Source organism: Hahella sp. NS-SX17 (assembly GCF_057367735.1).
In genome coordinates, this window is sequence record NZ_CM170632.1 from 2,897,717 (window position 1) to 2,909,768 (window position 12,052).

Genomic DNA, 12,052 nt, shown 5'->3' on the forward strand with positions numbered 1-12,052 from the left:
TAAATCAGGCGACTTCAATATCCTTGAATACTAAGTTTGTGTGGCCTGCATCCAGTAGGGCTTTGACCAGCTCCTCGCTGAACAAACAGTATCCAATATGATTTTTCACTCTGAATATGTGAGGCGCTTCATTTAATTTTGCTTTTGAATAGACAACTTTGTCGTAGGTAGAGATATCTCCCTCGGAGTCACGAGTGCAGATAGATTCTTTCCAATTGATACAGTCTCTATCTCCAACTGGATTAAGGAAGACATAGTCTGTGCTATGTACTTTGCCTTTCTGGTTATAGAGGATAAAGGGAACTACTTCTATTTCAGACTCGCTCATCGAAGTGATGAGCGTGGCGGCTTTTTTGCTGAAAGCGAGCATTTTATCTGTATTGCCGATGAAGGAAGCCAGCTCAACGCCTGGAAATTGGTCTTCCAGGCTCAGTGTTACTTCCTCTATGCCATCAGGGTATTCATCCGACAAGCGAAACCCTGCGATTAGGTCGTACGAGTCAATGCCGCCATCAGGAGTTTTGGAAGTAAAGCAGTATTTTTCTTCTTTTTTATCGCCTAAGAAATCGAACAGAAAGTATTTCATATGCTTTCCTTGGAATTGAGAGTATTAAAGTAGATTGGAAGAAGGTCTATAGCTTTAACGGGCCAGCAAGCTTTTTGGCGATACATCATTAATCTTTGTTGCTTTAGCTTTTGCCCGATTAGCCGCCGCATCTCCCATAATTTCTTTATAAAGTTTCTTTGATGCGTCTTCTAATTTCTTCTTCAGCTCTACGGGGTCGGGTTTGCTGTGAGGCTTGTTCTTTTTCATTTCATTTGCGATTTTTTTGTAGGGCTGCAAAGCCTGCTTCACATGCTGCAATATGTCCTTGCTATAAGAAGGGTGGCTCCCGTAGTGAGAGGGAAGGCCGGTTTTAGCTGAAGCGCTTCTTTGTGTCGGCAGTATCAGGCTGTTGTCTTTATAGTTAATATTGTACTTTTCATCCAACAAACCATTAACGATCAATACTCTAAGGTCGGGTAGGTCTTTAGCTATTTCTTCAATACCGTTTCTTACCGAACTAATATTAACTATGTGATGCACCTGGTTGCCGTAAGGGGCGAAGCCGGTGGTGAAGTTATTCACTTCCACCAGCGTGAATGCGTCGCCTTTTTTGCTGGTGAAACTTTCGCCCGCTACGCCGTCGTGGCCGCTGCCGTCTTTGGTGTAGTTGGACAGGTTGGAGGTGGCGACGGGGCCGGTTCCTCTGCCTGTGATGTGATATTTTGTGTTTGGGTGTGCATTGTAGGCGTCGCAGCCGGGTTTCGTTTTGGCTTTTTCTACGCCCTGCCAACGATAAGAGCAACTGTTGTTTTTCTTGTAAGACTGTTCATGGCGAGCCAGGCAAGAACCGCCCTCCATGCCTTGCACCGTTTTGTGCGGGCCATAGCCATCGGTGTAACACTCATGAGGTCCTTCTGACTTTTGCTTTTTGCTCATAACATCGCCTTTTGTAATATGCACGCACAGGTGTCGCCGTAATCCGAGCTGGACAGGATCGTCGCGTAGGGCGCCTGGGATTGTCCCAAGGCTAATGCCTGGGCGGCGATGGCGATATTCAGCGCGCCGCTGGCGGCGCCTGTTTCGCCCACTGACTCCGCCACCGCTTTGAATCCGCCCGCCAGGCTTGGTCCAATTGATGAACCGGGAATCGCCATGCCTAACTCAGTACTGCGCCAGTGCTCTCCGTTAATATCGGTATAGAGTTCTGTCTGGAAGTCCGGCCCGAAGTTCTGCATGGCTTGATTCAACGCATTGATCAATCCGCGCCCCTGGGTGCGGCCAATTTGCCAGAATCCATAATCGTCTTCGCTGCAGGCAGTGGCTTTCAGCCAGGCCATCGGCTTGCCCCCGCGTTGCTGCAGGGCGTCGGCCCGCTCCAGAATCAGAGCCACTGCCGCCTCTCCCGGCGCCAGGCCGTGGGCGGAGTCAGGCGTTTTCAGACGCCCGGCTTCGTTCAGCCAAAGCAGAGAGAAGCCATCCAGCATCGAGTCGACGGCTATGATAATGCCCCGGTGAATCGCGCCAGCTTCCATTTTACTTTTTAAAGCGAGAATTGCCTCACCGATCCCGGCATGGCCACTGCAAAAATATCCCCGTTGCTCCAGCGGGATGTTGAGTCCGTGCTTGATCAGCAAGCCGCTGAGCAGGCTTTCAGAGCTGTAAGGAGGGCGTATTCTGCGGTCATAGTAGAAGCGGTCGCCTTCCAGGGTCGGCAAGACGATTGCACAGCCGGTGGGCGTCTGAGTCAGTTTGGCTCCGGGCGTTTTACCACGCTGGATAAGATTGCCCAGAGCGTGGTCCGCCAACAGGCGCCAGCGGGCAAGGGCGGAAAAGCCCTCGGTGACTGCGGCGACCGGGTGCCCGATTAACGGAACCATGTCGTGCTCATCGCCATCGAACACCTTAAACCCGCTCACTTCAGTGCTTCTGGACATGCCGGCGAGGATCGAGGCGAAGCTGTCCTGCATGCCTCTTCCTACGGAAGTGATCGCGCCGACTTCGCTGACGGCGATAGGAAGCTCAGTATTAAAGTCCTGTGGGGTGCTCATAGGAAGGCTCTCTTACCACTGTCCTGGAGTATGGGCTGATCCGTGCTCTTGCACCCACTGGGCGATGCCGGATAACTGTCTATATTGTTGTTTGACGGGGTTCTCTACCGAGAACGGCGCGCCGAGTCCGAACCGGATGCACAGTTCATACTGAATCCAGCGACGCAGGAAGTCGGGCGTACGCGGGCTCGCTAAACTTCTGCCGATAGTTTGCGGGCTGGCGGGCTCCCCATAACGGTAGCGTAAAGCCGGATCAAATCGGCTTTCATTGTCGAGCATCCATTGCCGCCATTTGCCTGGGTCCCGGGAGAGCTGCTCTATGTTCTCGCCGTAGGGGCGACCGCCTGGATGCTGGGGAGACTTGCCGTTCTTAAAGTCCGCAATTTCATGATCAAACAGATCTTCTTCAAAAAAACGCTCTTCATGAAAGGCTTCTTCGTAAAGATTGGCGCCGACCAAGAGATTCAATGCGTGCGCAGCGTGGTATGCCAGCTCATCGTCAGCCAGAGCGGGCAATAAAAAGTTCACAGCTCTGAGATCGCCGCTGATGCCCAGCGCGGCAATCAGGTCGATATTCAGCTCTTTTTTATTGATGGCCTGCAGAACGATCTGCATTTGCTGTCTGATTCCGGCCAGAGCAATAGGGATCGCAAACGCCAGCGGCTGATTGAGCAACTGAGGGAGGACATGGGTTTCGCCGAGTCGCAACATGCCCACCGCCGCCAACTGCCGCACTGCGGCGGACTCATGTTCCAGCAGCGGATAAAGCAGCTTGGCGTGGCTTGTCGTATGGTTCTCCGCCACATTTTCAAGCGCGCTTGAAAGAAAGGGAGAAGGCATGTTCTCAAGAAGGTTTTTTGCGCCTTTGTCTGACATTTTGCGGGTGATCGCTACAGCGGACGCGATGATTGGGAACAACTTATGGTGAGTGGTTTCCAAAATCGCCGCCAGCTTGATGCGCCATTCTTGAGGGTAGTCCTGGCGTAACGCGCGTGCGACGGCGGTTATCTTGTCATACTCTTCAGACTCTTCCTCAAGCTCATCGTCGACGCCTTTCAGCAAGGTTTCCCACAACAGAGAAATGCATTGCCCGTCATGAGCCTGACAGAAAAATCTGGCGATGGCGTAGATCTCGCCTGAGTCGGCTTTTGACAAATGCTTCAGACAGGTCTGCTTGGCCGCGTCCCCGCCTGATGTGAGCGCGAAAATATGCGCATCCAACCGGTCTTCGAGATCTTGAAGATCTCTCCAGGTTATTTCCGGGTCATTTCTCCAGGCGAGATAGCTGTTGTATAGAAAAGACGCTTCTTCCAGGTGCTCCAAATATAGCTGACGACAAAACTCATCTACAGGAGCGAAGTTTAGAGGTCCTGCTCCCATGTATCTAAGACTCCAGTTTCACATGTTTCATGACTTCAACGCCGGGGATCTGGGCGTTTATTTCCGCTACGCTGTTAAAGCCGCCGTTAAGCGGTATGACGCAGCGCCAGATCAGGAACACCTTATGTTCGTCGGTGTTGACGATTAGCGTATCCAGTTCGCCTTTGTCCCTAAGAACGCCGGCTCCGCCTTGAAGCTGCACGTGACATTCCGGCGCTGGCAGGTTAGGCAGGAAAAACTGCAGGCGGCCGCGTGGGGAGGCATTCACTATGGTGACTTCCTCGTTGCCTGCCAGATAGCCGTCCAACACCAGGCCTGGTGACGCGGCGTTGTAAAATCTCTTATTGAAATCGAAAGGAAGCAAGGGCCTGCGTGTTTTCTCCCAGGTTTCATCGTAGGTGCCTGCGTACTTGATGCGCGGCTCCCAGTGGCCTTCGATAAAGCCGAAACCGACTGGCGCAGGCGCATCATTGTAGGCGCGAATCAGATCGTCTGGATTCTCCAGGTTCGGCAGAGGAACGCCTTCTTCGAAATCTTCCAGCGGATCGCGATAACCCACTCCCATGGGATTGCGGGACTCCTGGCTGATTTTTTCGCCATCGTCGCCACGGGGATCTTTGCCGCCGAATGCGCGCTCGTAGATCAGCGGTATTTTCTCGAAGGGCGCAGGAGCGGTGGCGATGGGGTGGGAAGGTCCCATTGTCCATTGCCGGTCTCCGAACACTTGCACAATTTTTCTTGCCGGGCCCACGCGGATGCCAACTTTGACGCTGGCGTCGTTTTTTCGCTCAGGATAGGCGTGGCCAATCAGAACAATATCGGCGGCAGGTTTAAAGTAGACGCATTCAGGCTCGTATTTCAGGCTGGACTCGCCAGGTTCGCCCCAGTATTCGCCAGCTAAACATAGCGGCGCCTGTTCGTCCGCCAGTCGTAGCTGCTGGTTGCCGACGATGTCATAAGTCGCCTTCACAACTAGCGTCAGGACGGGGACGAACTCTTCATCATTCAGGTAAAGGGGCTCAACAACAAAAGGGGTTTTATTGGTTATTTCCGGGTGCGGCATTGTTGATCGTTATTCACTGACCGAAGATTAAAGTTCTTTATTGCAAATGATGCACTTTGGTTTTTCGGTGATCGGCATCGCTATGATGGGTTTTTGCAGCACAGGGAAAGGCGGCGTATTCATTTTGTTATGAAGCATGATATCAAAGGCGCGCGGCACGTTTTTTCCTTCAAACTTCGTGTCGAAGGAATACATGGAAAAATCCGCTTTGTTTTTGATTGTGCCGGAAGCGACGCCGCCTCCCGCTGTTCCGCCTTCATCGCCCGTACTGGTTGAGAAATTAGAATCCTTCAGGCACACCGGATTGCCGTCGCACTTGACCTTTTTGGCGCACTTGGCCGAGTTGCTGGACATCGCGATGTTGGGGTAGGGAATCGGAACAGGGCCGCCCGGTGTGGGGGTTTTACAGACATCCGGGAAACAGATGGTTACTCCACCGCTGTCCTTGTGCACCACGGACATATGATTTACGCCGACTGTAACGCCCATTGCTATATTCCTTAATCTCTTGAAATCTCGTGTATATTCGCCCAGCGTCGCCTTCGACGCAACCTTCTTAGTTAATGGCTACGTTGGCGCCTTTGATTTTGTTGGAGGACATCGCGCGGTTCAAAATATCTTTGCCTTTGATGACAACCTTGCCGTCAGCCCGCAGCAGGATACTGCTTTTACCACACACCAATTGAATCTCATCGCGTGCGTCGAAGCGTACTTTTTTACCATCTATAACGGCGCCATCTGTCTTACCAACAGGCAGCACAACGGTCTGACTTTCATTGGGCACAAGCGCTTCGCCGACGACGCCGATAATGACGGGTGATTTTTTGCGCCCGCCTTCGAATAACATCAGCAATTGTTGGCCTGGAACGGCTTGGCTGGGAGGGAGGGTGATGGTGGTTTTGGCGAGTAGCGCGCCTTCGCTGTTGCCGGGAAAGTCAATCCATGCGCGACCTTTAGCGTCCACCTCCACCAGTTTTCCAATAATTGGCGTGGCGGCGGCTTCCGCTACGGATTCAAATAATTCGTTGACTGCACCCATGGTCGCGCCTCTTTCCTTTGGTGTTGAAAATAAACTTAATATTCAAGCGCCATTCGACGTTGAAAACCGTCACGCAGTTTATGGCGACGGTTAAAAAAACATTCCATCCATCGGCCCAAATCCCTTGCTATAAAAGGTTGCCGGCAACCAGGGATTGGCGAATCAGGTATAAAATCGAGCGAAACTCAAGGATACATGAGCCTATCCCGCCTTACTACCGCCATAAGGCCGAGCGGAGCTCTCCGCCAGTTTGAGTTGGTCAGCTGAGATCCCTTGGTTTAAGGTTCTTGAAATAATTACCAGAAATAGAACAGGAAATGGACTTGCTTATGAAACACGGTGGCGATTTGGTGGCGGAGATCTTGTTGGAGCATGGCGTTGGCGCCTTGTTTACCCTATGCGGCGGGCATATCTCACCCATACTTTCCGGTTGTCGCAAGGCGGGAATGCAGGTGATTGACGCCAGACACGAGGCGAGCGCGGTGTTCGCCGCCGACGCCTATGCGCGCTTGACTGGAATGCCTGGCGTGGCGGCGGTGACGGCGGGCCCCGGGGTCACCAATGCTGTAACGGCCCTGAAGAATGCGCAGATGGCGCAGTCTCCGCTGATATTGATCGGCGGCGCCAGCGCCACGGTGTTGCGTGGGCGCGGGTCATTACAGGATATTGACCAGACCGGGCTGTTGGAAACCACGGTCAAACAGTGTTTCGCGGTGGATAAAGTTCGCGACATCGCCCCGACATTGCAAGACGCGTTCAGAGTGGCTTGCGCTGGCGCGCCCGGACCCATATTCGTTGAACTCCCTATCGATCTGCTTTATCCGGAGCAGGTGGTGAGAGAATGGTATGGCGTGAAAGGCGGAGAGCAAGGGAAAAGCAGTCTTGGCGGTAAGGCAGTGCAATGGTATTTAGGTTTTCACGCGGAGCAGATGTTCAAAGGCGCTCAGGATACGCCGCAGCGCAATACGTTGCGCGCTCTGCGGCATACGGCCACGGACGTTTCTTTGGACTTGATCGATGCGGCCAAGAATAAGTCAATGGCGAGCCTGGCGGCGCCCACGCTGCGCAAGGCGAAACGGCCAGCGCTAGTGATCGGTGGGCAGGCGCTTCGCCATCCAGAGCAGGCGGACAAGCTTGCTTCAGCGATTGAGGCCCTTGGTGCGCCTGTTTATCTCTCGGGGATGGCGCGGGGGCTGTTGGGGGCGAACCACCCACTGCAACTGAGACACCATCGTAAACAGACGTTAAGAGAGGCGGACTGGGTGCTGCTGGCGGGAACGCCCTGTGATTTTCGTCTGGATTATGGCTCTCATATTTCCCGCAACGCCACGCTGGTGTCGGTGAATGCGCAGCGGGAGGATCTGTTCAAAAATCGCCTGCCTACGATTCCCGTGTGGGGCGACCCGGCTTCTTTCCTTCTGCAGTTGGCCGAAACGCGCGGAGAGGCGAGGCGAAGGGAGGCTGAATGGTTGGAGACGTTGCGCGACAGAGATCGAAAAAGGGAGGACGACATCAAAGCCCAGGCGGGGGTGAAAGGGACGCTCATTAATCCTCTGGATCTGTTGTTGCAGATCGACGAAGCGATGGATGAAAGGAGCGTAATAATCGCTGACGGCGGCGACTTTGTGGCTACGGCGGCTTATACCCTGCGTCCTCGATCACCCTTGAGCTGGCTTGACCCCGGCGTTTTCGGAACCCTTGGCGTTGGCGGCGGGTTTGTTTTGGGCGCAGCGGCGGCGTCACCGGGCGCTGAGCTTTGGCTGATCTACGGCGATGGCTCCAGCGCCTATTCCCTGGCGGAATTTGATACGTTTGCGCGCCATGGCGTCGGCGTGATCGCCGTCGTTGGCAACGATGCATGCTGGAGCCAGATCGCTCGCGATCAGGTGGTAATTTTACAGGATGACGTTGGCGTCATGTTGCGCCGCACGGATTACCATAAAGTCGCTGAGGGCTATGGCGGAGTTGGCTTTCTACTGGATAGGCGCGCCGATATCGCTCCCGTGTTGCAAGAGGCGAAAGCGCTGGCGCGACAAGGCCGGCCGGTGTTGATCAACGCTATCCTGGAGCATTCAGATTTCCGTAAGGGCTCAATATCGGTTTGATTAAGGGCGCCAAGGTCATCGACGACCCGTTCAATCCCTTGAGGCTGCTGCATTAAGGGGGCTGCTGTAACGGCGCTCAAGGGATTCGCCAATTGCTTCCCCACAAGCGTCGCCCAGAGGGAGAGGGGAAATCTCCGGGGGGGATGAGCTGCCGGAGAACGGCAGTGTTAAGTGCATCAGTCCGTTGCGAAACAGCTCTATGGGCATGATTTTCAGCTTGGGGGAGATGCGCGGCCGGAATCCCATGTGGGCGAGAATATCTCTGTCGATCTGCACTCCGGGAGCGATTTCGGTCAACTCCAGGCCGTCGGCCCCCAGACGAAAAACGCATCGTTCCGTAATGTAGGTGACTTTCTGGCCACGCTCTAGAGCATAGCGGCCGCTGAATGTGAGATGCTCGACTTGCCGCACCAGTTTCATGGTGGCGTCTGCGCCGCCGAACTCCAGGCCGTCGCCGGTGATGCGGATGTTGTAATTGCCCGCTAAAAACGTGCCGAGGAAATATATCTCCTTGGCGTTCTGGCTAATGTTGATAAAACCTCCGGCGCCGGACATGCGCTGGCTGAAGCGGCTGACATTAACGTTGCCTTCGCTGTCCATCTGCGCCATCCCCAGAAACGCCTGATCCAGGCCGCCGCCGTCGTAAAAGTCGAACTGGGAGGGGTGATCAATGATCGCCTCAGCGTTCATCACCGCCCCAAAACTGAGGCCGCCAGCAGGAAAGCCGCCGATGCCGCCGGGTTCGATGGTCAATGTCACTTCATCCATCAGTCCCTCTTCCGTCGCAACGGTGGCCATAGTCTCGGGCATTCCGATACCGAGATTGACGATAGCGCCGGGGCGCAGTTCCATCACCGCGCGGCGGCAAATCAGTTTGCGAATATCCAGTTCCGCTTTGTGGTCGCACAGATGCAGGTTGATCTCACCGCTGTAAGCCGGGTTATAGCTTTCCGCGAACGTCTGTTGATGGTGTTCGGGCGGCGCCACCACGACTTTGTCCACCAATATGCCGGGGATGCGCACCCGGGAAGGATGCAGGCTGTGGCGGGCGGTCAGCCTTTCCACCTGAACAATGACGAGACCGCCGCTGTTGTGGGTGGCCTGGGCGATGGCCAGACTTTCCAGAGGCATGGCCTCTTTCTCCATGGTGATATTGCCTTTGGGGTCGGCGGTTGTACCGCGCAACAACGCCACATGGATGGGGAAAGCTTTGTACAGCAGGTATTCCTGTCCCGCCAGATTGAGCAGCTCTACCAGACCTGGAGGAGTGTTGTCGTTGATGCGTCCGCCGTCGTACCTGGGATCGACAAAAGTATGCAGGCCGACATGGGTGACGACGCCGGGTTTGCCAGCGGCGATATCCCGATACAAATGAGTGATGACGCCCTGGGGAAGGTTGTACGCCTCAATTTTGCCTTCGCAGGCCAGTTTGCCGAGCTTCGGCACCAGCCCCCAGTGTCCGCCGATGACCCGCTTCACCAGGCCTTCATGACCCAGATGGTTCAATCCTCGCTCCTTGCCGTCGCCTTGCCCCGCTGCATAGACGAGCGTCAGGTCCCGTGGGGCCTGCGTATCCAAATAGCGCTTTTCCAACGCCACGGCGAGGCTTTCCGGAAAACCGATGCCGACAAAGCCTGCGGTGGCGACGGTGCGTCCGTTTTCAATCAAAGAAGCTGCTTGTTCAGCACTAATTACTTTCGGGTGCATAACAACCTCGGAGTCATGGGGTGGCGTAAGCCTGCTGGGGTAGCCAAGTGACGATTTGCGGCCACATGAATACGGTCACCAGGGCGGCGAGTTGCAGGAAAATAAAGGGCGTGACGCCGCGATACAGCGTGCCTACCTTGATTTGCGGCGGGGCTACGCCTTTGCAGTAAAACAGGGCGAAACCTACCGGCGGCGTTAAAAAGGAAGTTTGCAGGCAGACGGCGAACATGACCGTGAACCACACCAGATCAAAACCAAGTTGCTGCACTACTGGCGCCACCAGCGGCAGGATGATCAGGGTGATTTCGATCCAGTCCAGGAAAAAGCCGAGCAGAAACGCGCAGACCAGAATACAGATAATGACGCCCTGAGGTCCGAAGGGCAGGCCGGTCAGCGCACTCTCGATCAGTTCGTCTCCGCCCAGACCTCGCAGCACCAGGGAAAAGGCTGTCGCGCCGATCAGGATGGCGAAGATAAAGGCGGTGGTTTTGCTGGTTTGGCGGCAGACGTCGCGAAGCATATTTACATTGAGCTTTTTGTTGCGCCAAGCCAGGAAGGTGGCGCCGAACGCGCCCACGCCGGAGGCTTCGGTGGGGGTCGCCAGGCCGAAGAAAATGGAGCCCAGCACCGCCAGGATCAATAACGCCGGCGCCATGATGGAGCGCAGCGCCGCCAAGACGACTTGTCCGCTCAGAGGCTCGGCGTCCTTGGCGGCTGGCGCGATGTCTGGGTCTAAAGCGGCGCGGGCGACGATGTAGATAATATACGCGGAACCCAGCAGAACGCCGGGCATTACTGCGCCGAGAAACAGGTCGCCAACGGACATGGCCAACTGGTCCGCCATCATCACCAGCATGATGCTGGGAGGAATGAGAATTCCCAGGGTGCCGACAGCGCAGACCGAGCCCACCGCCAGTTCCGATTGATAGTGATTTTTCAGCATCACCGGCAGCGCCAGCAGAGTTAATAAAGCGACGGATGCGCCGATGATGCCGGTGGATGCGGCCAGCAACAGTCCTATGATCACCACCGCGACGGCGGCGCCTCCGTTCATACGGCCGAACAGTTTGGATATGTCATTCATCAGGTTTTCAGCAACGCCTGAACGGTCGAGCATTTGCCCCATAAAGACGAACATGGGTAACGCCACCAGCACCCAGTTGTTCATGATGCCCCATATTCGGTCTACCGACAGTGCGGCGTAATCCCAGTCGATGCCGACGAATGCATCCAGATAATTGTCGGCGAACAAGGCGACGCCGGTAAATAGAACCGCCACTCCGCCCAATAGCCAGGCGACGGGAAAACCGGAGAAGATAAGGACAATAAATGTGGCGAACATTGCGATGGCCAGGACTTCATTCAGCTCCATCGCATTACCTCTGTTTCAGGAATAGATAGACGAACACGCGGCTGAGTCGGGAAGCCGTCGCGATAGATAGGAGCAGCAAACCGATGGGAAGCGCTGCTTTGATCGCCCACCGGTAAGGCAGTCCGCCGGGAGACAGGGAGCGCTCTCCGCTGAGCCAGGCGCCATAAACGAAAGGAAAGGCGTAATAGGTCAGCAATACAAGAAAGGGGGTCAGTAAAAACAGAATGCCGAATAACTCAATCCAGCACCGGGTAGTCAGGGAAAGGCGTTCATGCACGACGTCAACCCGCACATGATTGTCAGACTGATAGCAATACGCCAGGGCGGTAAGGAAACCGACGGCGTATAGATGCCACTGCAGTTCTTCAAACTCGATGCGTCCCTCGCCAAAGAAATAGCGCATGACCACATTGGTCATGATCACCAGCATTAATATGGGCCAGATCCAGGCGCTGACTTCGCCGACTCGGCGCACGAAGGCGTCCAGAATTCCGGACAGGCGGGTGTGCGGCAGGCCGTTTGGCGAGGGGAAGCTGGTTGCTTCAGCGCTGTACTCGGGAGAAGGAGTGTTATGAGGAGAGGAGGGGACGTCGCCCTGCCGGGATGCAGCCGGGTCGTGATAGCGCAATAGCTCGCCTTGAGGCGATGAAGCGCTGCCCAGTGCGTCAATGTTGGCGCTTTCAGCCTTAATAGGATGCGCCTGCATAAGGATACTCCTGTTTATTATTCTTACTGCGGGCTATAAAACGGGCGTCCCTTTGGCGGAATGGGATGGCCTCCAGCCGAAAAAG

Annotated in this window: 11 protein-coding genes; 1 reads left to right on the plus strand and 10 read right to left on the minus strand. The window is 55.0% G+C overall.

What is annotated here, in order from left to right; translation table 11 throughout:
* Window positions 1–4: 4 nt before the first annotated feature.
* From AC2IBB_RS13175 to AC2IBB_RS13205, 7 genes are all read right to left on the minus strand, one after another.
* Entirely contained in the window at window positions 5–586 is a 582-nt protein-coding gene (locus AC2IBB_RS13175; RefSeq protein ID WP_486333295.1) for an imm11 family protein, read from the minus strand.
* 54 nt (window positions 587–640) lie between these two features.
* Entirely contained in the window at window positions 641–1,483 is an 843-nt protein-coding gene (locus AC2IBB_RS13180) for an AHH domain-containing protein (protein WP_486333296.1), read from the minus strand.
* Window positions 1,480–2,595: a hypothetical protein gene (locus AC2IBB_RS13185; protein WP_216739473.1), complete on the minus strand. Its 1,116-nt coding sequence runs from the start codon at window positions 2,593–2,595 to the stop codon at window positions 1,480–1,482. The genes AC2IBB_RS13180 and AC2IBB_RS13185 overlap by 4 nt, the downstream gene beginning before the upstream one ends.
* 12 nt (window positions 2,596–2,607) lie before the next feature.
* On the minus strand, window positions 2,608–3,975 hold the full coding sequence (locus AC2IBB_RS13190) for a hypothetical protein (protein ID WP_486333297.1): 1,368 nt from the start codon (window positions 3,973–3,975) through the stop codon (window positions 2,608–2,610).
* Window positions 3,976–3,979: 4 nt separating this feature from the next.
* The gene (locus tag AC2IBB_RS13195) at window positions 3,980–5,038 is read right to left on the minus strand and encodes a DUF2169 family type VI secretion system accessory protein (protein ID WP_486333298.1); all 1,059 of its coding nucleotides are present in this window, start codon (window positions 5,036–5,038) and stop codon (window positions 3,980–3,982) included.
* Window positions 5,039–5,065: 27 nt separating this feature from the next.
* The gene (locus tag AC2IBB_RS13200; RefSeq protein WP_486333299.1) at window positions 5,066–5,527 is read right to left on the minus strand and encodes a DUF4150 domain-containing protein; all 462 of its coding nucleotides are present in this window, start codon (window positions 5,525–5,527) and stop codon (window positions 5,066–5,068) included.
* Between the two features lie 67 nt (window positions 5,528–5,594).
* Window positions 5,595–6,077, minus strand: coding sequence for a DUF6484 domain-containing protein (locus AC2IBB_RS13205; RefSeq protein WP_486333300.1), 483 nt, complete (start codon window positions 6,075–6,077; stop codon window positions 5,595–5,597).
* Between the two features lie 329 nt (window positions 6,078–6,406).
* Between AC2IBB_RS13205 and AC2IBB_RS13210 the strand changes: the two genes are divergently transcribed.
* Window positions 6,407–8,182 carry a thiamine pyrophosphate-binding protein gene (locus AC2IBB_RS13210; protein ID WP_486333301.1) on the plus strand — a complete coding sequence of 592 codons (1,776 nt, stop codon included), beginning with the start codon at window positions 6,407–6,409 and terminating at the stop codon, window positions 8,180–8,182.
* A 30-nt stretch (window positions 8,183–8,212) separates the two neighbouring features.
* On the opposite strand, the gene AC2IBB_RS13215 is transcribed toward AC2IBB_RS13210, so the two are convergent.
* Genes AC2IBB_RS13215 through AC2IBB_RS13225 form a run of 3 tightly spaced genes read right to left on the minus strand, consistent with a single transcriptional unit; the run spans window position 8,213 to window position 11,967 of the window.
* Window positions 8,213–9,889 (minus strand): acyl CoA:acetate/3-ketoacid CoA transferase, encoded by a 1,677-nt coding sequence (locus AC2IBB_RS13215; protein WP_486333302.1) that lies wholly within the window; start codon window positions 9,887–9,889, stop codon window positions 8,213–8,215.
* A 13-nt stretch (window positions 9,890–9,902) separates the two neighbouring features.
* A complete protein-coding gene (locus AC2IBB_RS13220; RefSeq protein WP_486333303.1) occupies window positions 9,903–11,261 on the minus strand; it encodes a TRAP transporter large permease in 1,359 nt (452 codons plus the stop codon).
* A 4-nt stretch (window positions 11,262–11,265) separates the two neighbouring features.
* Complete coding sequence (locus AC2IBB_RS13225; protein ID WP_486333304.1) at window positions 11,266–11,967, minus strand: TRAP transporter small permease subunit; 702 nt, start codon at window positions 11,965–11,967, stop codon at window positions 11,266–11,268.
* Window positions 11,968–12,052 lie beyond the last annotated feature (85 nt).